The following is a 21,413-nucleotide window of genomic DNA, read 5'->3' on the forward strand; positions in this document are numbered from 1 at the left end:
CCGGGCTCGCGTAGGTTCATGGCATGGACGACAGCGAGCGGTTCGACCTGGACGCCTATCTGGAACGCGTCGGATGGGAAGGGGGCAGGCGCGCGGATCTCGCGACCCTGCGCGGAGTGCATCTCGCCCACGCCCTGTCCCTGCCCTTCGAGAACCTGGAGCCGCTCACCGGCACGGCCCCCTCCCTCGCCCCCGCCGACCTGATGGCCAAGCTGGTCCGCGGGCGGCGCGGCGGCTACTGCTACGAGCACAACACGCTGCTGCGGCTGGCCCTCGAGGGGCTGGGCCTCACGGTGACCGGCCTGGCGGGCCGGGTCGTGCTCGGAGCGCAGAGCGTGGAGAGCAGGCCGCGTACGCACATGATGCTGCGCGTGACGGTGCCGGGCGATCCGCGGTCGTATCTGGCGGACGTCGGGTTCGGTGCGAAGGGGGCGCTGCTGGCGCCGGTGGCGCTGGTCGTCGGCGAGGAGTTCGAGGGCGCGGGGCGGCGGCACCGGTTCATACATCTGCCGCACGGCGGCCCCCTGGAACTGTGGGCGCTACAGGCGTACGACCGCGACGCGGGGGACTGGGTGAGCCAGTACGCGTTCACCCTGGAGCCGTTCGCCGCGCCGGACTTCGAGGTGTTCAACTGGCACGTCGGCACCACCCCCCGCTCACCCTTCACCCGACGCCCCTACCTGCAGCGGACCACACCCGAACGGCACCTCGCTCTCGACGGCGCCCTCCTCGTCGAGACCCGGGCCGACGGAACGGTGAGCGAGCACAGGCTCACCGACGAGGCCGGGGCGCGGCGCGTGGTGGAGGAGGAGTTCGGGATCGCCGTGCCCGAAGGTCTCACCCTGCTGGGCTGATCGCCGCCGACGGACTCCGGCCGATCCCGGTTGCGCCCGCCCCGGTGACGGAACTCAGGCCGTCAGACCTCCGATCGCCACGGGGAGGTGGCGCGGGCCACGCAGCACCGCGTTGGCCCGGTACGGCGGTGGATCCTCGAGCAGGCCGAAGTCCTTGACCCGGCGGAACAGTTCGGGCACGGCCGCATGGAGTTCCATACGGGCGAGAGGGGCGCCGAAGCAGTAGTGGATGCCGGTGTAGAAGCCCAGGTGCTGGTTGTCCTCACGGTCGGGATCGAACCGGTCGGGGTCCTTGAAGCGTCCGGGGTCGCGGTTGGCCGCGGCCAGCATGAGCCAGACCGGCGAACCCTTGGGGATCGTGGTGCCGGCGACGTCGATGTCGGCCAGCGCGGTGATCCACGGGACGAACTGGACCGGGGGTTCGTACCGCAGCACCTCCTCGATGAGCGGGACGGCCAGATCCGGATTCCTCTGGAACCGCTGAAGGGTGTCGGGGTGACGCAGCAGTGTGAGGGTCGTGTTGGTGATCGCGTTGACGGTGGTCTCGTGGCCGGCGACCAGGAGCAGCACCGCGGTGGCCTCCAGGTCTTTTGGTGTCATGTCGGGAGCGAGCGCGCTGAGCATCCCGGGGCCGGGGTGGCGGCGCTTGCTCTCGATCAGATCGGTGAGGTAGGCGCCCATCTCGTCGCGTGCCCGCTGCGCCTTCTCCCGGCCGTCGTCGCCGGAGTGGGGATCGAGTGACGACGCCAGGACGTCGGCCCAGCCGTGGAAGCGCGGTTCGTCCTCCCGGGGTATGCCCAGGACCCTGCAGATGGCCGTGACGGGCAGGGGGTAGGAGAAGTCCTCGACGATGTCGACCTGGTCCTTGCCCTCGAAGGCGTCGAGCAGTTCGGTGACGGCCCCGGCCAGGTCGCCGCGCAGGCCGTCGAGGAATCTGGGGCTGTGCGGGGGACCGAACGGCCGGTTGATGGTGTCGCGCAGGCGGTCGTGCAGGGGCGGGTCGGTGAAGATGAAACTGGGCGGCAGACCGGTCTCCTCCGCGGGTTGCCCGACGCGGGCGTAGCCGGGCGGACGGTTGCGCGTGTCGTTGCTCAGCCGCGGGTCGTTGGCCAGGCCCCGCACCTCGTAGTAGGTGCTGACCAGGTAGGTGCCGTCGTCCTCCCGCCTGACCGGTGTCTCGCGCAGCTCCGCGTAGAGGGGGTACGGATCGGCTCGATGGGCGTAGTCGGTGATCTGCGCGGAGATGGGGGCGGGCGTCATGACGTCTCCTCGGGGCTCCGGGCGGCACGGGGCCGGTGATCAGGCATGTGACGGGACGAACTCGACACGCCGCTCGCTCGGTGAGTGCCCCGTCAACGTGACGGTGGGCCCATGGGTGGGCAGGTGGGGGTCGGGGAACGCCGGGCCGACCGGCAGCAGTGTCTCGGTGCGGCGGTCGACCGTGCGGTACTCGGGCGGGAAGGGCGCGCCGGCCGCGATCTGCTGCTCGTAGAACCCCAGCCACTTGGCGCCGTCGAAGGACACCGCGGCGATGACCCGGCCGCGGTACCCGTACACCGCGACGAACCGCTTCTCGTCGAGGGCGCCCTGGGTGACGACCAGACCGTCGCCCAGCAAGGGGACACCCACCGACTTGATGCCGACGCCGAACTGGGAGGACCAGAACATCGGCAGCCACAGATGCGGACGGCGATCGGGACCGGCGCAGATCATGTTGTGGGCGGCGATCTCGGCCTGTTCGACCGCGTTGCCCCAGTGTTCCAGCGACAGGAACTGGTATTCGAAAAGTGGGTGGGGGCTGCGGGCGACGTCACCGGCGGCGTAGATGTCGTCGGTGACGATCCCGTTGACGTCGAGCACCCGGCAGCCGGCGTCGCAGGCGATCCCGCGAGGACCGGCGGCCAGTCCGGAGCCGGCGAGCCATTCGGTGTTCCGGACGGCGCCGAGCGAGACGACCGCCACGTCCACGTCGATCGCCGAGCCGTCGGACAGGTGGGCGCGCCTGAGGTGCCCGACGTAGTCGCCCTCCAGGGCGGTGACGCTGATGCCACAGCGCAGGTCGACTCCGTGTCCGCGCTGCAACCGGTCCGCGACCGCGCCGATCACTCCGCCGAGGGCGCCGACCAGCGGTGCCGGGCCGCGTTCCGCGACCGTGACCTCAAGGCCCAGCTCCCGGCAGGCGGAGGCCACCTCGGATCCCGTGAAACCGGCACCGATCACCAGCACCCTGGACGCGCCTTTGGTCAGGGCCCGGAGCAGGCGTGCGGAGTCGTCGCGCGTACGGAGCACGAACACCCCGTCCAGCGCGGCCTCTTCGGGGTTGAACCAGGGCCGCGCCCTGGTCCCGGTGGTGATCAGCAGGCGGTCGTAGGGCACGGTGTCGCCGTTCGCCAGACGAACCCGCTCGGCGTCCCGGTCGAGACTCTCGGCGGCGACGCCCAGACGCCATTCGGCGGCGATGTCACGTCGCCGCGGCAATGCGGTGTCCTCGGGCCGCGCTCGCCCGAGCAGCGCCTGCTTGGACAGCGGCGGCCGGTCGTAGGGCTCGTACGGCTCGTCGCCGATCATGGTCAGCGATCCGGTGAAGCCCTGTTCGCGCAGGGTCTCCGCCGCGCGCAGACCGGCCAGCGAGGCGCCGACGACGACGATGCGGCCCCCGTGCCGCAGGGCCTCGACGTCCGTGTCAGCCGACATGGGGCTCCGCCCCCTTCGTCGGCTCGTCGGAGCGGTCGAGGAGGATGGCCTGGACCGGGCAGGCGGCAGCGGCCTTCTCCACCCCGTCGCGTTGTGCCTCGTCGAAGCGAGGGGTGAACAGCAGCGACTCGTCGCCGTGCAGGGCGAACACGTCCGGCGCGAGGAAGACGCACTGCGCGAATCCCTGGCACCGGTTGAGATCGACGACAAGCCTCATCTGGAACCCGCTCCCCGCGCGGGCCGCGGTCCCGGTGGGCTCCGCGGTCGTCCGCGCTCGGTCCATACGGTGGTCGGCAAGCCCCTCCCTCAGGATGGGCCTGCGCGCGGGGCGCTCGCAAGGCGAGGTCTGCCGGCCCGGCCGATCCACACCCGAGCGGAGAGGTTTCCGGGGGGCGCCACGGTGATCGACCGCGCGGAGGGCCGACGGACGGCCATCGGGAGCAGGTCCTGTGCGGAGCGGCGTTCGCCCGCGCGACGCGAGGTCTTTGACAGGCTGCGAGGGGTGGGTCGTCGAGCCCGGCGGCCGTACGAGCGCAGGTGGATGGTCATGGAACGGTCACCCGCTTCTGCCGTTCCGTCGGAGACGAGGTGCCGGGGCCGCGCGGTCAGGTCGACCGTGCCCCGGTCCAGGGCCGTGCCGACGCGTACGGACTCAACCGGACGGCGTGGCCGGGGACCCCACGACCATCCACTGCTCGGCGCCCCACGCCTCGAACCGCCGCATCACCACCGACCGGTGTGATGAGCGGCGGCGTGTTCAACAACCCTCGCACGCGCCACAGTTGACGGCAGGTCTCTTCACGGGATCAGTGGCTCAGTCACTGACCCACCTCTTGTACTAGCCGGTAGGTGTGCCCCATCCTCGGTATGCCGGTCGCCCCGCCCAGCGCGCCGTGACGGCGATCAGTCCTGAGCGACGTTCACCCTGCCCCGCTTACGGGAGGTCCCGTGATTCCCCTGCGCCTTCGTGTCCCCGCAGCAGGCTGCGCCCTGCTCTTGGGAGCGTCCGCGGTGCTGCTCGCCGGCAGCACCGCCGTAGCGGCACCGTCGAAGCCGGTGGTCCGTGAGAGTCCGGTCCGGCAGGCCCCCCGGTCCGCCGGGGCCGCCGACACGTCCACGGGCCCGTTCACCGAGCCGGGGTTCGCCGCCGGCTGCACCTGGCACGAGTTCGGGGAGGGGGAACAGCCGCCGTGGTGGCTGATGTTCGCCGACCCGCTGTGCGTGGAGTACAGCAAGCGGGACATCACCGTCGACGACGGAGGGGCCCTGCGGTTCCTGGTGGCCGAACCCTCCCGGTTCGCCATCGCCATGGTGACCTGCCACTACTACCAGAAGGACCACTGGAGCGTGCAGTCCACGCACGGCGCGACGCCGTGGATCGCGTGGGACGGCCAGTACTGGTGGGACAAGGCGGCGAGACGGGCCGGAGCCCGTCTGACGAACTTCCGCGTCGACGGACACACCGTGGGCATCGGCGACGCGGTCGCGGCCCTCGAGCCGGTCTTCCCGGACGTGGCCCGCGCCCTGAGCGACTACGGTCAGGCCGCCGGTGAGACCGGGCTGACCGTCTCACTGCCCTACGACCTGCGCTGCGCACTGGGCGGGTGAGCCGTCATGACCGGGTCCGACCGGAGGACCATCCTCAAGGCACTGGTTGCCACGCTCGCCGGACTGTCCGTCGGCGGCCTGGACGCGTCCGCCGCCTCCGCGTCCGCCGCCTCCGCGTCCGCCGCGTCCGCCGCCTCCGAGAGCTGGACGACCCAGACGCTCGGGGCGTTCGCCGACACCCTGATTCCGGGCGAGCGCCGCTCTCCCGGTGACATGGTGATCGCCGGCGCGGTCACCGGCCCCGGTGCCGTACAGGCCGGTGTCGTCACCCTCCTCCACTCGCCCGAACTGCCGGTGGCGCCGCTGCTGCCGGCGATCGCGGCCCTGCTGGACGCGCGCGCCGTCGCCTACGCGGCCCTCCGGCTGATCTGGCTGTCACCCTCCCGCCCGCCCTTCGTGGGCCTGTCCTTCGCCGACCGCACCGCCCTGGTCGGTGGCCTGTTCGACCCCGATGACCTGGACCGGCCGATCTGGCAGGTGATGAGCCTGCTGGTGGGGCTGGCGTTCGACACCGCCGGACAGCAGGACACCGTCGAGGCCCTCGCCCAGGGCCATCCCGGACTGACGTGGCTGCGGTTCCCCGAGCCCGACGCGGACGGCCTCTGGCGCTTCCCCGATTTCTCCTACGGCCGCCCGCTGGCGGCACTCCATCCGAACACGACCGCTTCGGGGAGCCCGGCATGACGGCGCAGACCACGGACGTCCTGGTGATCGGCAGCGGCTTCGGCGGTGCGATCCCCGCCTACTACCTCGCGGCGGCCGGAGCGCGCGTCACCGTACTGGAGCGCGGACCGCGCGCGGCCGCCGCCGACTTCGCCCATTCGATGCGCCTGGGCACCTACAACAAGATCGTGGACGTGGTCCAGGGCGACGGAGTATCGGTGGTGGCCGGCAACTGCGTCGGCGGCGGCAGCGTCGTCTACTTCGCCGCCTCACTGCGCGCACCGTCCTTCGTCTTCGAGCGCCACGGCGGCCTCGGCCGCCGCCTGTGGCCCGCGGCCCTGACCCGGGCCGCCCTCGACCCCTGGTACGACCGCGTCGAGGAGGCGCTGCCGGTCACCCGGACCGACTGGTCGGACGTGTCCTACGCGGGCGGGGTCCTGGCCGCCGCCTGCCGACGAGCCGGACACACCTGCAATCCCGTCCCGGTGGCCGTCGACACCGGCACCTGCACCAACTGCAACTGGATGCTCTCCGGTTGCCGCTTCGACGCCAAACGCTCCCTGCTGCTCAACTACCTCCCGGCGGCGGAGGCCCACGGCGCGGAGATCCGTCCGCTGCACGAGGTGCAGACCGTCACCCCGTCGCCGCTGCCCGGCTCTCGATACGCCGTCGGCTACACCGTCCTCGATCCCGACGACTACAGCTGCACCGCGCAGGCCGGCGTCATCCACGCCAAGGTCGTCGTGCTCGCCGCCGGTGCCGTGGGCACGCCCGTGATCCTCCAGCGCTCGGCTCTCCTCCTCGGGGGCGTTCCGGCCGCCGTGGGACGGTACTTCTCCGGCAACGGCGACCGCGTGAGCGTCGCCGACGTGGTCGAGGACAAGGCGCGCTCACTGCTGGGACTGTCACATCCGGACGGGTCCGCGTACGAGGGGCTGCCCGTGGGCAGGCCCATCACCGCCGCCAGCTACGACCACCTGGACCCGGCCGCCCCGGAGTACAGCCGCTTCACCCTCCAGCAGATCTACTTCCCACCCCTGACCAACCTGCTGCCCCAGGCCGCCGGTTCGCCCGCGTGGTTCGGCGTCGAGAAGCGGAACATGCGGGCGCGGTGGCGCTCCTGGCTCACCCTGCTGGCCATGACCGAGGACGACAACGAAGGGACCTTCGGGACCGTCCCGCTCACCGGTGGGTTCACCCGGCTGGCACCAGGGCTCGGACTGGGCACGATGACCTACCGCCCCACCTCCCGTACCCGCGGGGCATGGGGCCGGGCCGACACCGCGCTGCGGGAGATCCTGGAGAAGGACGGCCTGTCCCGGGTCCGCCCGTGGAGCGAGAACGTCGCCGACACCGTCACGGCCCATCCGCTCGGTTCGGCGCGCATCGGCGACGATCCGGCCACCAGCGCGCTCACCGACAGCCATGAACTGCGCGGCCACAGCGGGCTGTTCGTCACCGACGGCGCCGCCGTCCCGACGTCCCTGACCGTCAACCCCTCACTGACCATCGCGGCTCTCGCCGAACGCGCCGTCGCCACGATCGCCACCCGTGCCGCCGACGCCGGGGTCGTGCTGCGCCGCGACATTCCGCTGCCCGGCCGATGAGGGGCCCGAAGAACTCCCGTCCACGGGCGAACGGGCCACGCCCGCAGGGCGATCCGGTCGTTGACCGGTTCGTGGTCCTACGGGGGACCGGGACATGATGCACTGCTGAGCATGGCGGACGAGAAGGTCACGGAAAGCCGGCCGGGCAGTCTTCAAGAGGGCTTGGAGCAAAGGGAACCCGAGCAGAGGGAACCCGAGCAGAGGGAACGGGAGCAGAGGGAACGGGAGCAGGGGGAACCGGGGCAGCGGCCATCGGAGCAAGGGAGACCGGAGCGGGCAGAACGAAGTGCCGCCGGTGCGTGGCCGTCCACCGGCCGCCGGAGGAGGGGCCGCACGCGTACCCGGTTCCAGGAAGCCAAGATCCGGCACACCATGGGCCGGTCACGGCGAGGTACCGCGGGCCGACCGGACGCGGTGGCCGGGTGACCGGCTGGTCGGCGCCCGCGGTGTCACCCCCGTCGCTGCGCGCTCGGCTCGGGCTGATCGCGGCCCTCGCCGCGCTGGTGGTCGTCGCGCTCGGGGTCCTGTACGCCGACGACAGCAGACCAGGCATCGTGGACGCCCGGATCCTGACGGCGTCGGACGGTACGGGCGGGCCGTGGCGGTCCTTCGCCCTGGCCACGGACTTCTTGGGGGAGCCCGTGGGAGCGGCGACGCTGATCGCGGTCGTCGTGACGGGCTGCCTGCTGCTGCGGCATCCTCGCGCGGCGGTGCTCGTCGTGGTCGGCGCCGGCCTGAGCGTGGGAACGGCGACGCTGCTCAAGTCCCTGGTGGGACGCACCATCCACGGCGGGAACCTGTCCTACCCGAGCGGGCACACCGCCTTCGCCACCGCGCTCGCCCTCGTGATGGCACTGCTCGCGACCGGCCGCCTCGGCCTCGGAAGGACGGCCGGCACGTCACTCGTGCTCGCCGCGGCGCTGGTCGCCGGCGCCGTCATGGGCTGGGCGCAGGTCTCGCTGGGCGCGCACTACCCGACCGACGTCCTCGGCGGCTGGTGCACCGCCCTGGCGGTGGTACCGGTGGCCGCGTGGCTGGTCGACCGGACGGCCGACCGGCTGCTCTCCCGGACGGCCGAAGCCGTCCGGGAGGGGCATCACTGACATCACGTCACGCGAGGCGCCGGAACACCGGCTTCACCGGTCGTCCGCCCAGCCACGGGGTGGGGTCGGCGGCATCCAGCGCCTTCCGGTACACGGCGCACGCCTGGGCCACCACGTCGACGGTGTGATCGATGTCGGCGTCGTCGAGCGCGCTGCTCACCACGAACGACGGGGCCAGCACCCCGCCCGCGAGGAGCCGGCGCAGGAACAGGGTGCGGTACCGCTGCGACGGCTGCCGGTGCTCGTCGAGGGTGGCGAAGACCAGGTTGCTGGCCCGGCCCCGGACGACGATGTGGTCGCCGACCCCCATGCTGGCCGCGGCGTCGCGGACACCGGCGGCCAGCCGTTCGCCCAGGACGTGCAGCCGCGCGGTGATGCCCTCTTCGGCGTAGGTGGTGAGCACCGCCGTCGCGGCCGCCAGGGAGTGCGTTTCCGCACCGTGCGTGGTGGACAGCAGGAACACCCGGTCGCCGGAGGGCCGCAGACCGCCCAGCTCCATCAGTTCCCGGCGTCCGGCCAGCGCGGAGACCGCGAATCCGTTGCCCAGCGCCTTGCCGAACGTGGAGAGGTCGGGGACGACGCCGTACAGACCCTGGGCGCCCGCCTCGGACCACCGCAGGCCGGTGATCATCTCGTCGAAGATCAGTACGCAGCCGTGCCGGTCGGCCAGTTCACGCAGGCCGGCGAGGTACCCGGGCGGCGGCTCGGTGTGGGTGGCGGGTTCGAGGATCAGGCAGGCGACCTCGTCCTGGTACCGGGTGAGCAGCTCCTCCGTGGCGGCCAGATCCCCGTAGGGGAACGCCACGGTGAGTTCGTTGGTCGCCGCCGGAATGCCGGCGGACATCGGCGTGGTGCCGATGAACCAGTCGTCGACGGAGAAGAACGGATGGTCGGAGCAGAGGGCCACCCGCGGGCGGCCGGTGGCGGCGCGGGCGAGGCGTACCGCGGCGGTGGTGGCGTCGGAGCCGTTCTTCGCGAACTTGACCATCTCGGCGGTCGGCACCGTGGCCAGGAAGCGTTCCGCGGCTTCGACCTCCACGATGGAGGGCCGGACGAAGTTGCTGCCGCGGTCGAGTTCCCGCCGTACCGCCTCGACCACGCGGGGGTGGGCGTGGCCGAGGCTGACCGACCGCAGACCGGAGCCGTACTCGATGTAGCGGTTGCCGTCGACGTCCCACACGTGGGCACCGCTGCCGTGGCTGATGACCGGGGCCAGGTTCTCGGGGTACTGGTCGTCGCCCTTGGCGTAGGTGTGCGCGCCCCCGGGAATCATGGCGTGCAGCCGCTCGTTGGCTGTCCGCGACAGGGGCAGGTGGAGCTCTTCGGTGTCCACGGGGACCTCAGCTTTCTCGGTGCTTCAGGACCTCGGCGAGACTCGCCGCCTCCCGGTCCCGTCGGGACATCAGGGCGACCGGCAGCGGCCACGGAATGGCCAGCTCCGGGTCGTCGAAGGCGATGGTCACGTCCTCGGCCGGATCATGCGGGCGGTCGATGCGGTACGAGGTGTCGGCGGTGTCGGTCAGTGCCTGAAAACCGTGCGCGCATCCCGCGGGAATGTAAAGAGTTGGTTGTGTTTCTCCTGAAAGTTCAAAGGAGGCCCAGTTGCGGAAGGTGGGAGAATCCGGCCGCAGGTCCACGACGACGTCGAAGATCCTCCCGTACGAGCACCGCACCAGCTTGGCCTCGCCGGCGCCGGAACGCAGGTGCAGGCCGCGCAGCACGCCCTGGACCGAACGGGACAGGCTGTCCTGGACGAAGGCGTCCGGGTCGAGGCCCACCGAACGGACCACGTCGGCGTCGAAGGTGCGGCAGAAGAAGCCGCGTTCGTCGGCGTACGGCGTCGGCTCGAAGAGGAACGCGCCGGTGATCTCCGGGACTTCGGTCGCTTTCATGGAGCCCTCCGCGAGGTGTGGGCGCGGCCGGTCGCCGGGAACAGGGCCGCGGTCAAGGAGTTGAACTGGTCATCGAGGCGCCGGGCGGCCGCCAGGTTCCGCTCGGCGAGGGTCCGCCGCAGCTCGGCCGAACGCTTCTCCAGCGCACGGAACTGCTCCAGCAGCCGGTCGGCGTCGACCTCGCGGGCCGGGTGGCAGAACGCGCCGAGGCCCATCTCCGTCATGAGCGCGTCGCTCTTCGCCGCGTAGCACAGGGCGAGCACCGGCGTACCGGTCTTCAGCGCGCAGATCAGGTTGTGGTATCGGATGGCCACCACGGTGTCGGCGGCGGCCATCTCCTTCATCAGGTCGGCCAGTGAGGACGGTTCGGCGGCGGTGACCAGCGGAGAGCCCACCGCGTCGAGGATCGCGGCGACCACCGACGCGTCGCACTCGTCACCGGTGAGCAGCCGGACGGCCCTGTCCTCCGCGACCAGCGCGCGCACGAACCGGATCGTCCCGTCGAGGTAGCGCCGGTATATCTCGTCGGCCCGCGCACGGTCGTCGTTGCCGCCGTGGAAGTCCATGACGCCGACGCAGACCGGTCCCGGCGGGGCCGACGGGTCCGGGGGCGCGCTCGCCCGCGGCGCCGGCAGGGCGAACGCGAGGTCCGGGTAGACCTCGTCGCGCGCGGTGTCCACACCCATCGCCCGCATCGCGTCGCGGGACTGCGCGTCCCGGTACGACCGGTAGGCGGCCAGCCGCGCCGACCAGCGCACCAGGGCCCGGGTCGGCCGGTCGCCGATCGGCGCGGCGCCGACGCCGGCCAGCGCCACACGGGTGCGCAGCAGCCGGCCGCTGGCGCAGAGCAGGAACAGCGAGTAGGGGAAGCCCCACGGACGCAGCGGCAGCGTCGCCTCCAGGACGCCCATGCCCGGGACGATCACCACGTCGTGCCGACGCACCCAGGCGGCGGTGCGGAAGACGTCGACGAGTTTGCCGAGGCCCTTCCCCGCGATCGCGCCCGCACGCGACGCGGTCCGGTACTCCCCGCGGTACCAGTGCAGCCGTGTCGCGGGGATCCCGAACCGGGTCGTCACGGCCTCGGGACCGCCGCACAGCGCGTCCACGGCCGCTTCCGGGTGTGCGGTGCGGAGGTATCCGAGCACGGCCTCGAGCGATCCGTCGTTGCCGAGGTTGCCGGAGCCGAGCAGGCCGAACACCCCGACGCGGACCGGAGTTCGGTTCGCGGGGGTCACGTCCGCCTCCCCTCACGGCCGGCGACGAGGGAGTCGACGGAGACCGTGAGCAGGCCCGGGTCGACCGGTGCGCGGTCCTCGACCCGCTCGCCGGCGCCCGGCCGGACCCGGCTGGTCATCCAGGTGACCAGGTGGCGGTAGCAGGCGCGCCGGTCGGCCGGGGACAGCGGCGCCCGCCGGATCGCCGAGGCGAAGCCCCAGACGTACTCGGCGAGCAGCCGGGGTGTGGGGTGCAGCGGGCCCGCGCGGCGCGGGTCCAGGTTGACGCACCGGGCGCGCTTGGAGGGGTTCGCCCTTTCGGCGCGGGTGGGGTGGTCGCGGCGGAAGTACAGCAGTTCGGGCACCTGGTGGAAGGGTCCGTGCAGGGTGATCTCGGCGACGAACGTGCGGTCCGCGTGGTGGTAGCTGTCCATCGGCTTCACCCGGCGCAGCATGTCGGCCCGCATCACCCCGTAGAAGTCGTCGCCGCCCGGCTCGAACAGGAGGCTGCGGAAGCGCTCCGGCGCGTGCGGGGAGTCGGTGGCGAGCGTGTACTCGTAGGGAACCTTCACCTGGCCGCCGCCGTCGATGACCGCCTGACCGGTGTGCGCGAGGATCATGTCCGGCCGCTCGTCCAGCGCCTGGACGCAGAGCCGCAGCAGGTCCCGGCCGTACAGGTCGTCGTGCGAGGCCCACTTGAACAGTTCGCCGCGGGACTCGGCGAACACGTGGTTGTGATTGGGCGTGGCCCCGATGTTCCGGGGCAGCCGGAGGTAGCGGATGCGCGAGTCCCGCGCGGCGTACTTGCGGCAGATCTCCTGGGTCCCGTCGGTCGAGGCGTTGTCGGAGACGACCAGCTCGAAGTCCTCGTAGGTCTGGCCGAGCAGGGCGTCGAGCGACTCCGCCAGGTACTCCTCGCCGTTGTACACGGGCAGGCCGATGCTCAGCCTGGGTCGGTCGGTCATGAGGTCCTCACTTCGGGGATGGGATCGCGGTGGCGCTCGCGCAGAGCGGACCGCAGTTGCAGCCACCACACGGCCGAGCCGCTGATGGTCGCGGCGGCGACGCCCCAGGCCGAGCCGACCGTGCCGGCGGCGGCCGCCCCGCCGAGCCCGCCGCCGACGTAGCAGGCGGAGGCGAACAGCTGGCAGCGCAGGCTGCGCCGGGCCGCGCCGAGCGCGCGCAGTCCGGCCGCCGCGCCGGTGCCCAGGCCCGCGCCCGCGACGCTGAAGGTGATCGGCACGATGAGCTGCGAGGCGGAGTGCCAGACGCCGCCGAGCACCAGCTCGCCGAACCGGCCGGGCATCAGCAGCAGCGCTCCGCCCCAGAGCAGCGCGCCGGCGGCCTGCCCCCCGCCGAGGAGGAGACAGAACGCGCCGAGCCGGTGCGGGGCCTGACGCAGCACCCGTGCCGCCTCCGGGACGGTGACCAGCGAAAGCCCCATGAGCACCGCCAGGAACGGTCCCATCAGGAGTTCGGCGCCCCGCACCGCGCCCACCGCGGCGACGCCGATGATCGCGCCGAGCCCGTACGCCCGCAGCTGGCTCGCGCCGCTGAGGCTGACGTTCTCGACCAGGTACCGGTAGCCGAGATCGCGCTGCTCGCGGAGCCACCCACGCGCCTCGGCCAACCGGGGCCGGATGCCCGACTGGACGTAGCCGTAGGCGCCCGCCACGGTCGCGGACCCGCCCCAGGCGAGCACGAAGGCGGCCACGGTGCCGGCATGGGCCGCCACCACCATGACCGGGACGAGGGCGACACCCCACACGACGTCGTTGACGAACGCCTTCCGCCCGGCGCCCGCGGCGAAGAACGAGAACCGCCAGGCGTCCTGGAGCAGCAGCCCCGGCAACATGACACCGAGGGCGGCGAACGCGGGCCCCACGCGGCCGCCGAGACCCAGTCCGGCCACCAGGCACGCCGTGCCGAGGGCGGCACCGACACCGAGCGCGGTACCCGTCGACCGGGCCACCGCCGCGCGCCAGGACGCGTCCGGCACGCCGCTGAAGCGCACCACGAGCGGATCGGTGGCCAGCCCGCGGGAGACGTTGAGCACCACGCCGTACGTCACCCAGGCGAGGCTGAACACACCGAACGCGGTCACCCCCAGTGAGCGGGCCACGTAGATGCCCACCACGAAGTTGCTCACGCTGGAGGCCGCCTGGTCGGCCAGTCCCCAGGACAGCCGGCCGACGAGCGCCCGTCTGGCGGATCCGGCCCGTGGCGCCGTCGCCCGCGGATTGTCCCCCTCGGTGGTCATCGGCGTCATGCCTCGATCAGCCCGGCGCCGCACAGGGCGTCGGCCGCGGCGACGACGGTGCCGAACGGCAGCCCGGACCGCTCGGCGACGTCCAGCAGACTGTGCTCGCCCTCGGAGAGGCTGAGCACCCAGAGCATGGCCATCTGGGCCTGCTTGGCGTCGCTGCGGCCGCCGAGCGAGTCGTACAGCCCCCGCCGGCCCAGCTGCGGCTCGCCGTACGGGCTGAGGTTGACGTACCGCCGGTTGCGGTCGAGGACGGCGAACGCCTCGCGGCAGACGGCGAGCGTGTCCGCCATCGCCTCCGGTGAGACGAAGTCCAGGTTGTCCGCCGAGGTGTGGTACTCGGGGTATCCGGCGTACGGGGTCCGGCTGAGCGACCCCACGCCGAGATCGAATCCGGGTGAGCAGAACTGCCGCTCGTCGTAACCGTACGGAGTGAACTCCGTGACGTGGTGCGGGCGTTCGGAGGCGGCCAGCACATGCCGCATCACCCGGTCGATCTCCGCGTCACCGCGCCTGCTCTGCTTGTACGTCAGCCGGCCGGAGTCGCCGGCGCAGGCGAGCACCAGCCCGTGTTTGACCCGTTCGATCCGCTCCGCGTTGCGGGCCAGCCAGGTGATCGCCCCGATGGTGCCGGGCGCGAACAGGAACCGGTAGGTGTAGTACGGCTTCTGTTCCGCCAGCGCCCGGGCCAGGAACGTCGCCACCGCGATGCCGGCCAGGTTGTCGTTGGCCAGGGACGGGTGGCAGACATGGCAGGAGACGAGGACCTCGTCGGTGACCTGCCCGGGGACCACGTGCTCGGCGTAGGTGAGGTGGCCATCGGCGAGCGTGGAGTCGACGCGCACCTCGTACTCGCCGTCCGGCAGCGCGTCCAGGGTCTCCTGGGCCAGACAGAAACCCCATTCCGGCTTGTAGTAACTGGTGCGGTACGGCACCCAGGACGGGTGGTCCGGCAGGGTGTGCAGGTGTGCGCGCAGCTCGGCCAGCGGCATGGTCGCCGACACCGGCACGCTGTAGCCGAGCACGTGCAGGCTGGACTCGGCGAAGTCGACGACCCGGTTGCCGGCCGGGTCGTCGATGTACGCCTCCCGGATGTTCCACTCCTGCGGAACCGTCCAGTCGAGCACCTGCGTCCCGGTCGGCACCTCGCGCACCTGGAGCGGTATGTACTCGCCGACGATGTCCAGGGTGGCGCGCACCCCGTCGCCCGTGATGCTCCGGCACAGCGGGTACAACCGCTCCACCAGCGCGTGCATCTCCTTCCCGGCCGTGGTCACCGGCGCCACCGCAGGGTGTCGTCGACGGTGCCGGCGTCGGACGCGGCGCGCAGCACGGCGAGCCGGGTGAAGCGCTGCTCGAAGGCCTCCCGGGTCAGGCCGTGTTCGCGGTAGGCGTCGGCGAGTTCGAGCGCGCCCCGCTTCACCGTCCACTCGCAGTCGAAGCCGGGGATCGCGGCACGGAAACGGGAGAAGTCCACCCGGTAGGACCGCGGATCGGCGCCGGTCTCCCCGGTGATCACCACCTTCGAACCGGACACCGCCTCGGCGACCTGCTCGGCGATCTCGGCGACCGTGACGTTGTTGACCTCGCTGCCGATGTTGAACGCCCTGTCGTGCACCGCGTCGCGCGGGGCGGTCAGCGCGGCCGTGAAGGCCCGTGCGATGTCGGCGGCGTGCACCAGCGGGCGCCAGGGGGTGCCGTCGGACATCACCAGCACTTCGCCGGACAGGAGCGCGTGGCCCACCAGGTTGTTGAGCACGATGTCGGCGCGCAGCCGGGGCGAGAAGCCGAAGGCGGTGGCGTTGCGCATGTACACCGGGCTGAAGTCGCCGTCGGCGAGCGCGTGCAGGTCGTCCTCCACCCGCACCTTGGACTCCGCGTACGGCGTCACCGGCCGCAGCGGGGCGTCCTCGGCCACCAGGTCGCCACCGCCGGCGGCACCGTAGACCGAGCAGGTCGACGCGTACAGGAAGCGCCGCACCCCGGCCTCGCGGGCCAGCCGGGCCAGCCGTACGGACGCGTGGTGGTTGATGTCGTAGGTGAGTTCCGGCGCCAGCGATCCCAGCGGGTCGTTGGAGAGCGCGGCCAGGTGGATCACGGCGTCCACCCCGGCCACGTGCTCGGCCGTGACGTCGCGCAGGTCCACCCGCGGCCCCGGGGGGTCCGCGGGCAGCGGGCCCAGCACGCAGTCGGCGAACAGGCCGGCGTCGAGACCGACGACCTCGTGCCCGGCGGCCACGAGGACCGGAGCCATCACGGTGCCCAGATAGCCCTGGTGTCCGGTCAGCAGTACGCGCAAGGTTCATTCCCCCAGGTCGAGAGTGAGTTTGGTGACGGCGAACGCCTCGGCGTAGCGCGCGTTGCTTTCGATGCCGCGGATGCGGGCCAGGCCGAGGAAGGCCTCCCGGTCGTACCAGGGCCGGTGGTGTTGCGAGGGGTAGTGCTCCTGGAGCAGCCGCACCTTCCGTTCGGCGGTCTCCGGGGACAGCGGCTGGTACGCCGCCGGACGGCCGAGATCGCCGTCCCACTTGACGATCTCGTAGCCGAGGACGAGGTGGTCGCGGAACGCGGTGGTCATCAGTTTCGCCAGGCCGCGGTGGTCCTGGTGCGCGTCGTCGGTGCGCGGGGCGAGCACGAGATCCGGCTCCGTCCCCGCGCGCAGTTCCTCGACCGCGGCCTTGGCCTCGTCCCAGTGCGCGGGCAGCCGGCCGTCCGGCAGCTTGTGCACGGTCAGCCTGAGATCGGCGCCCGGGCAGAAGGCGGCGAGCGCGGCCCGCTCCTCCTGCTCACGCTCGCCGCCACCGCCCGAGAGCACGAGCGCGTCGACGCGGATGCCCGGCCGCGCGAGGCACAGCGTCAGCAGCGTGCCGCCGGCGCCGATGGCGATGTCGTCGCAGTGCGCGCCCACCGCGACGACCCGGTCCAGACGCCCGGTCCCGAGCCGGATCACGCCCTCGCTCCGGAACCACTCCTGGCGCCGGGCACGTTCGCCGCCGTGCCGCCGTGTTCCCACACGGCCCAGGGGCGGTCGCCCCGGGTGTAGGCGTCGTCGAGCGCGGCCCGCTCCTTCACCGTGTCCGTCGGCTTCCAGAAACCGCGGTGCTGGTGCGCCATCAACCGGCCGCGCTTGGCCAGTTGGGCGCACCCGTCGGCGACCAGGTCCCCGTTCTCCGGGATGTGGTCGAAGACCTCCTGGCGGAGCACGAAGTAGCCGCCGTTCTCCCACAGTGGCATGTCGCTCACCGCGGTGATGCCCCCCACCAGGCCGTCCTCGCCCAGGTCCACGCAGTGGAACGAGGACTGCGGCGGCACCACCATCATCGACGCGCCGGCGTCGCGCAGCGCGAACTTGTCGATCATCTCCGGCAGCGGGGCGTCGGTGAGCACGTCCGCGTAGTTGGCGAGGAACATCTCGTCGCCGTCCAGGTGGTGCCGTACCCGGCGCAGCCGCTCGCCGATCGGCGACTCGATACCGGTCTGCGCGAACGTGATCGTCCAGTCGGCTATGTCGGTGGACAGCAGCTCGGTCCGCCCGCCCCGCAGCACGAAGTCGTTGGACGTCGTCTCCTCGTAGTTGAGGAAGAAGTCCTTGATGTGGTGGGCCCCGTACCCGAGGCACAGGATGAACTCCGTGTGCCCGAAGTGCGCGTAGTAGCGCATGACATGCCAGATCAGCGGTCGCGGGCCGACCATCGCCATCGGCTTGGGCACGTCGTCGGACGTTCCGTTGCGCATCCGCATCCCGTAACCGCCGCAGAACAGAACGACCTTCATGCCTTGACCTCGACAATGCTCAGTTCCGGGATGGGGAAGACCAGCCGCCCGCCCCACTCGTGCACGAAGGCGAGCTGTTCGACCAGTTCGTCCCGCAGGTTCCACGGGAGGACGAGGACGTAGTCCGGTCTGTCGGCGGCTATCCGCTCGGGCGGCAGGATCGGGATGCGGGTGCCCGGGGTGAACCTGCCGTGCTTGTAGGGATTGCGGTCGACCGTGTACGCCAGCAGGTCGGGCCGGATGCCGCAGTGGTTGAGCAGGGTGTTGCCCTTGCCCGGGGCGCCGTAGCCGACGACCGTCTCGCCGCGGTCGGCCGCGTCGATGAGGAACCGCAGCAGGTCCCGGCGCACCTTGGCCACCCGGCCGGAGAACTCCGTGTACCCGGACAGCTCCTGGAGCCCGGCGGCCTTCTCCCGGTCCAGCACCTCGGCCACCCGCGCGCTCGGCTCACCGGCCACCTCGGCGGGCCGGGCCCACAGCCGGATGGAGCCGCCGTGCGTGGGCAGCAACTCGACGTCCACCAGCGCGAGTCCGCCGCTCGCCAGGGCCCGGATCGCGGACGCGACCGTGTAGTACTGGAAGTGCTCGTGGTAGATCGTGTCGTACTGGTTCTCCTCGATCAGCGTCAGCAGATGCTGCACCTCGACGGATACCCAGCCGTCGTCGGCGACCAGGGCGCGCAGCCCCTGGGTGAACCCCACCACGTCGGGGATGTGCGCGTACACGTTGTTGGCCACGACCAGGTCCGCCGGGCCGTGCTCGGCGCGGACGGACGCGCCGGTGTCGGGGGACAGGAACTCCGTGAGCGTGGGCACACCCGCGTCCCGTGCCGCGGCGCCGACGTTCACCGACGGCTCGACACCGAGGCAGCGGATCCCCCGGTCCACCACGTGCCTCAGCAGGTACCCGTCGTTGCTCGCGACCTCGACCACGAAGGAGTCGGGGCCGAGCCCCACCCGCTCCACGGCGCCGGCGACGAACGTACGCGCGTGCTCCACCCAGGAGGTCGAGAAGGAGGAGAAGTACGCGTACTCGCTGAACGTCTCCTCCGGCGTGATCAGCGGAGGGATCTGCGCGAGCCAGCAGTCGGTGCAGACCCGCAGGTGCAGCGGGTACGCCGGCTCCGGCTGGTCCAGTCGGTCCGCGGCGAGAAAGCTCTCACACGGCGGGGTCGCCCCCAGATCGACGACGCTCGCCAGCGTCGCCGAGCCGCAGAGTCGGCATCGTGTCATCTACTGCCCCCATCCCGCTCGCGCGGGCGCACCCGTCGCGAGCCAGTACTTTTCTCCCCTGTCGGCGACGGGCTGTCCCCGCCGCCCGACCGCACCGCGATCGCGGTGCGGTACCCCTCCACCAGGCGCTCAAGGCCGACGGCGGGGCTGAACCCCTGCTCGTAACGGCGCCGGGCCGCCTGGCCCATCTCCTGGTTGTGGTCCGTCCCGGCCGTGATCCGGCGCAGGCAGGACGCGAGCGAGGCGGCCTCGCCCGGCCGGTGCAACAGCCCGGTCACCCCGTCCTCGACCAGCTCGACGAAGGCGCCGTGACCGGCGGCGACGGTCGGGACCCCCGCCGCCATCGCTTCCACGACCACCAGGCCGAACGCCTCCAGCCACGTCGAGGGAGCCACCACGGCGACCGACCGCGCGATCGCCTTCCGGCACTCCGCCGTGTCGTAGAGACCGACGTACCGCACGTCGTCCCGGCCCGCCGCCCACGCCGTCACCTCCGGCTCCAGCGGCCCCGTACCGGCGATCACGAGCGGGACGCCCACCCCGCCCCCGGCGGCGAGTTCGTCCCACGCGGTCATGAGGAGCCGCACGCCCTTGGCCTCCGCGAGCCGGCCGAGATAGAGCAGATGCTCCCCGGCGCCCGTCCGGCGGACGCCCGGTTCGGGCACGAAGTTGTGCTTCACCGCCAGTCGCCCGGCCGGCATGCCGGCCCCCACCAGGACGTCGCGCTGTGCCGCGGAGATGCAGAAGAACCGCTCCACGCCGGACCACCACCGCCGCCGGTTGACCGACATGCTGACCGCGAGCGGCACCGTCGCCAGCCGGGAGTTCCGGTAGCAGCCGTGCCGGACGGCGGGCAGCGGCGCGGACCCGACGCACTCGGTGCACGGCCGGCCGTCCCGCTGCAGCGTGCCGGGCGGGCAGACCTGGGTGTAGTTGTGCAGCGTGGCGACGGCCGGTACGCCGGCGTCGGCGCAGGCCGCCAGTACCGCCGGCGACAGGAGCGGGAACACGTTGTGGACGTGCACCACGTCCGGCCGTTCGGCGCGGAGCCGGGCGGCGAGCTCCGCGCGCACCCCCGGGTTCCACGGCACCAGCAGCGGTATCGCGGCCTTGCCCGGCAGGGACCGGGTGGCGATGTCGTCGCTGCGCCGCTCGAACACCCCGACCTGGTGGCCCGCCCCGCGCAGCAGCGCCACTTCCTGGTCGACGACCTTGTTCTCCCCGCTCGGCTGCGCCGAGGCGTAACGGTTGTGCACCACGAGGACGTGCATGATCAGGACATCTCCGATCTCTGGGCCCATCGCGGGACGCGTCGGCGAGGGGCTACGGGCGTCGAGAGGGGAGTGGCCGAGGCGGGTGCCGCCAGCAGCGACGCGGCGACGGCCAGATGCAGCAGATACGGCGAGGCGTCGCCCAGCCCGGCCTCGGTGTACGACGCGATCGCGCAGTAGCTGATCAGGAAGATCGCGCAGGCCCTCGACAGCGACGGTGGCCGCAGCAGCGCGACGCCGCCCAGCACGATGATGATCGCCGCTACCAGGGAGACCCCGACCACGCCCTGCTCGTTGTAGACGGCGAGCCAGCTGTTGTCGATCGGCAGCCCGCCGAACGACTTGTCGCCCAGGCCCACGCCGAACAGGTGCTCCGAGGTCGTCCGGGGCGCCGCCAGCAGGGCGCTCCAGACCTTGGCCCGACCGGTGAGGCTGGAGAAGTTCTCCTGGCTCTGTCCGCGCAGGAACCACGTCTGCAGCAGGGAGCCGAACCCCACCGCGGCCACGGTGGCGCACAGCACCGCCCAGGTGAAGAACCGGCGGGCGGCGGCACTGGTCAGGACGAGTGAACCGATCGCCAGCGCCAGCCCGATGAGCAGACCGAGCGTGGCCGTACGGGTATGGGTCAGCGCGAGCAGGACGAGTGAGGGCACGATGACCACCACCGCGCTGGTCCTGTCGGTCCGGCGGCCCAGGACGAGCAGCACGGTGAGCCCGATGATCACCGCGGCGTACTGTCCGATCTGCGGCGGGGTGAGCGGCCACAACGCGCCGACCAGCCGCCCGCCGTAGAGGTCGGGCAGGGCCGCGCCCGGTGAGGCGACCAGGCCGGCGGCCACCGACCCGAGCACCGCCAGATACATCCGGATGTGGTGCCGTACGAACGCCAGGTCACCGTCCCACCAGCGGCTGAGCAGCCACAGCGTGCCGACGAAGAGGGCCAGCCGGGCGCAGCGGAACAGCGCGCCGAACCCCGACTCCAGGTTCGCGCTGGAGATCACGCTCAGCGCCAGCAGCAGGGTGAGCAGGAACAGGAAGGCGCTGGCCCGGATGCGCAGCCGGAGATTGACCGTGAGCGCCAGCGCGAACGCGGCGACCAGCGCGCCCATGGTGACCATCTGGATGAGGGAGCGGGGCAGCGGGATGATGGTCTTCGCCCCGGCGGAGCCGAGCGTGTTGAGGATCAGCAGTCCCCAGACCATCCCGACGATCTTCGACGTGTGGTCCCTTTCCAT

General features: G+C 72.1%; 20 protein-coding genes. 5 read left to right on the forward strand and 15 right to left on the reverse strand.

Features of this window, described 5'->3' with window-relative positions:
* Positions 1–23 precede the first annotated feature (23 nt).
* Positions 24–854 carry an arylamine N-acetyltransferase family protein gene (locus tag GFH48_RS34360; RefSeq protein ID WP_153291970.1) on the forward strand — a complete coding sequence of 277 codons (831 nt, stop codon included), beginning with the start codon at positions 24–26 and terminating at the stop codon, positions 852–854.
* 54 nt (positions 855–908) lie between these two features.
* Here the strand turns inward: GFH48_RS34360 and GFH48_RS34365 are convergent, their stop codons facing one another.
* The 3 genes from GFH48_RS34365 to GFH48_RS34375 are packed head-to-tail and all read right to left on the reverse strand — an operon-like array spanning position 909 to position 3,765.
* Positions 909–2,114 (reverse strand): cytochrome P450, encoded by a 1,206-nt coding sequence (locus tag GFH48_RS34365; protein ID WP_153291971.1) that lies wholly within the window; start codon positions 2,112–2,114, stop codon positions 909–911.
* A 39-nt stretch (positions 2,115–2,153) separates the two neighbouring features.
* On the reverse strand, positions 2,154–3,548 hold the full coding sequence (locus tag GFH48_RS34370) for an NAD(P)/FAD-dependent oxidoreductase (RefSeq protein ID WP_153291972.1): 1,395 nt from the start codon (positions 3,546–3,548) through the stop codon (positions 2,154–2,156).
* Positions 3,538–3,765 carry a ferredoxin gene (locus tag GFH48_RS34375; RefSeq protein ID WP_153291973.1) on the reverse strand — a complete coding sequence of 76 codons (228 nt, stop codon included), beginning with the start codon at positions 3,763–3,765 and terminating at the stop codon, positions 3,538–3,540. Before GFH48_RS34375 ends, GFH48_RS34370 begins: the two co-directional genes overlap by 11 nt.
* 731 nt (positions 3,766–4,496) lie before the next feature.
* Here GFH48_RS34375 and GFH48_RS34380 point away from each other — a divergent pair.
* The 4 genes from GFH48_RS34380 (at position 4,497) to GFH48_RS34395 (ending at position 8,529) form a co-directional block, all read left to right on the forward strand.
* Positions 4,497–5,156, forward strand: coding sequence for a hypothetical protein (locus tag GFH48_RS34380; protein WP_153291974.1), 660 nt, complete (start codon positions 4,497–4,499; stop codon positions 5,154–5,156).
* Between the two features lie 6 nt (positions 5,157–5,162).
* On the forward strand, positions 5,163–5,840 hold the full coding sequence (locus GFH48_RS34385) for a DUF5987 family protein (protein WP_228121089.1): 678 nt from the start codon (positions 5,163–5,165) through the stop codon (positions 5,838–5,840).
* Positions 5,837–7,426: an FAD-dependent oxidoreductase gene (locus GFH48_RS34390; RefSeq protein WP_153291975.1), complete on the forward strand. Its 1,590-nt coding sequence runs from the start codon at positions 5,837–5,839 to the stop codon at positions 7,424–7,426. Before GFH48_RS34385 ends, GFH48_RS34390 begins: the two co-directional genes overlap by 4 nt.
* A 422-nt stretch (positions 7,427–7,848) precedes the next feature.
* Positions 7,849–8,529: a phosphatase PAP2 family protein gene (locus GFH48_RS34395; RefSeq protein ID WP_153291976.1), complete on the forward strand. Its 681-nt coding sequence runs from the start codon at positions 7,849–7,851 to the stop codon at positions 8,527–8,529.
* Between the two features lie 7 nt (positions 8,530–8,536).
* Here GFH48_RS34395 and GFH48_RS34400 read toward each other — a convergent pair whose 3' ends face one another.
* The 12 genes from GFH48_RS34400 to GFH48_RS34455 are packed head-to-tail and all read right to left on the reverse strand — an operon-like array spanning position 8,537 to position 21,413.
* The gene (locus GFH48_RS34400; protein ID WP_153291977.1) at positions 8,537–9,862 is read right to left on the reverse strand and encodes a glutamate-1-semialdehyde 2,1-aminomutase; all 1,326 of its coding nucleotides are present in this window, start codon (positions 9,860–9,862) and stop codon (positions 8,537–8,539) included.
* 7 nt (positions 9,863–9,869) lie between these two features.
* Positions 9,870–10,421, reverse strand: a complete 552-nt coding sequence (gene rfbC / locus GFH48_RS34405; RefSeq protein WP_153291978.1) for a dTDP-4-dehydrorhamnose 3,5-epimerase — start codon at positions 10,419–10,421, stop codon at positions 9,870–9,872.
* The gene (locus tag GFH48_RS34410) at positions 10,418–11,659 is read right to left on the reverse strand and encodes a polysaccharide pyruvyl transferase family protein (protein WP_153291979.1); all 1,242 of its coding nucleotides are present in this window, start codon (positions 11,657–11,659) and stop codon (positions 10,418–10,420) included. The genes rfbC and GFH48_RS34410 overlap by 4 nt, the downstream gene beginning before the upstream one ends.
* Complete coding sequence (locus GFH48_RS34415) at positions 11,656–12,603, reverse strand: glycosyltransferase family 2 protein (protein WP_153291980.1); 948 nt, start codon at positions 12,601–12,603, stop codon at positions 11,656–11,658. The genes GFH48_RS34410 and GFH48_RS34415 overlap by 4 nt, the downstream gene beginning before the upstream one ends.
* Positions 12,600–13,907: an MATE family efflux transporter gene (locus GFH48_RS34420; protein WP_194280753.1), complete on the reverse strand. Its 1,308-nt coding sequence runs from the start codon at positions 13,905–13,907 to the stop codon at positions 12,600–12,602. Before GFH48_RS34420 ends, GFH48_RS34415 begins: the two co-directional genes overlap by 4 nt.
* Positions 13,904–15,187 carry a DUF4910 domain-containing protein gene (locus tag GFH48_RS34425; protein WP_153291981.1) on the reverse strand — a complete coding sequence of 428 codons (1,284 nt, stop codon included), beginning with the start codon at positions 15,185–15,187 and terminating at the stop codon, positions 13,904–13,906. The genes GFH48_RS34420 and GFH48_RS34425 overlap by 4 nt, the downstream gene beginning before the upstream one ends.
* A complete protein-coding gene (locus GFH48_RS34430) occupies positions 15,175–16,200 on the reverse strand; it encodes an NAD-dependent epimerase/dehydratase family protein (RefSeq protein WP_153291982.1) in 1,026 nt (341 codons plus the stop codon). The genes GFH48_RS34425 and GFH48_RS34430 overlap by 13 nt, the downstream gene beginning before the upstream one ends.
* A gap of 3 nt (positions 16,201–16,203) precedes the next feature.
* Positions 16,204–16,851, reverse strand: a complete 648-nt coding sequence (locus GFH48_RS34435; protein WP_153291983.1) for a PIG-L deacetylase family protein — start codon at positions 16,849–16,851, stop codon at positions 16,204–16,206.
* Positions 16,848–17,675 carry a glycosyltransferase family protein gene (locus GFH48_RS34440; protein ID WP_153291984.1) on the reverse strand — a complete coding sequence of 276 codons (828 nt, stop codon included), beginning with the start codon at positions 17,673–17,675 and terminating at the stop codon, positions 16,848–16,850. Before GFH48_RS34440 ends, GFH48_RS34435 begins: the two co-directional genes overlap by 4 nt.
* Positions 17,672–18,907: a class I SAM-dependent methyltransferase gene (locus tag GFH48_RS34445; RefSeq protein WP_153291985.1), complete on the reverse strand. Its 1,236-nt coding sequence runs from the start codon at positions 18,905–18,907 to the stop codon at positions 17,672–17,674. The genes GFH48_RS34440 and GFH48_RS34445 overlap by 4 nt, the downstream gene beginning before the upstream one ends.
* A complete protein-coding gene (locus tag GFH48_RS34450; RefSeq protein ID WP_153291986.1) occupies positions 18,904–20,178 on the reverse strand; it encodes a glycosyltransferase in 1,275 nt (424 codons plus the stop codon). Before GFH48_RS34450 ends, GFH48_RS34445 begins: the two co-directional genes overlap by 4 nt.
* Before the next feature lie 2 nt (positions 20,179–20,180).
* On the reverse strand, positions 20,181–21,413 hold the full coding sequence (locus tag GFH48_RS34455) for an O-antigen ligase domain-containing protein (RefSeq protein WP_153291987.1): 1,233 nt from the start codon (positions 21,411–21,413) through the stop codon (positions 20,181–20,183).

This window comes from Streptomyces fagopyri (genome assembly GCF_009498275.1).
GTDB lineage: Bacteria > Actinomycetota > Actinomycetes > Streptomycetales > Streptomycetaceae > Streptomyces > Streptomyces fagopyri.

Excerpts from the sequence above, each read along its gene's own strand:
- GFH48_RS34360 (WP_153291970.1), top strand. The coding sequence starts at position 24 with ATGGACGACAGCGAGCGGTTCGACCTGGACGCCTATCTGGAACGCGTC.
- GFH48_RS34365 (WP_153291971.1), bottom strand. The coding sequence starts at position 2,114 with ATGACGCCCGCCCCCATCTCCGCGCAGATCACCGACTACGCCCATCGA.
- GFH48_RS34370 (WP_153291972.1), bottom strand. The coding sequence starts at position 3,548 with ATGTCGGCTGACACGGACGTCGAGGCCCTGCGGCACGGGGGCCGCATC.
- GFH48_RS34375 (WP_153291973.1), bottom strand. The coding sequence starts at position 3,765 with ATGAGGCTTGTCGTCGATCTCAACCGGTGCCAGGGATTCGCGCAGTGC.
- GFH48_RS34385 (WP_228121089.1), top strand. The coding sequence starts at position 5,163 with ATGACCGGGTCCGACCGGAGGACCATCCTCAAGGCACTGGTTGCCACG.
- GFH48_RS34390 (WP_153291975.1), top strand. The coding sequence starts at position 5,837 with ATGACGGCGCAGACCACGGACGTCCTGGTGATCGGCAGCGGCTTCGGC.
- rfbC (WP_153291978.1), bottom strand. The coding sequence starts at position 10,421 with ATGAAAGCGACCGAAGTCCCGGAGATCACCGGCGCGTTCCTCTTCGAG.
- GFH48_RS34415 (WP_153291980.1), bottom strand. The coding sequence starts at position 12,603 with ATGACCGACCGACCCAGGCTGAGCATCGGCCTGCCCGTGTACAACGGC.
- GFH48_RS34420 (WP_194280753.1), bottom strand. The coding sequence starts at position 13,907 with ATGACGCCGATGACCACCGAGGGGGACAATCCGCGGGCGACGGCGCCA.
- GFH48_RS34440 (WP_153291984.1), bottom strand. The coding sequence starts at position 17,675 with ATGAAGGTCGTTCTGTTCTGCGGCGGTTACGGGATGCGGATGCGCAAC.
- GFH48_RS34445 (WP_153291985.1), bottom strand. The coding sequence starts at position 18,907 with ATGACACGATGCCGACTCTGCGGCTCGGCGACGCTGGCGAGCGTCGTC.
- GFH48_RS34450 (WP_153291986.1), bottom strand. The coding sequence starts at position 20,178 with ATGCACGTCCTCGTGGTGCACAACCGTTACGCCTCGGCGCAGCCGAGC.
- GFH48_RS34455 (WP_153291987.1), bottom strand. The coding sequence starts at position 21,413 with ATGGAAAGGGACCACACGTCGAAGATCGTCGGGATGGTCTGGGGACTG.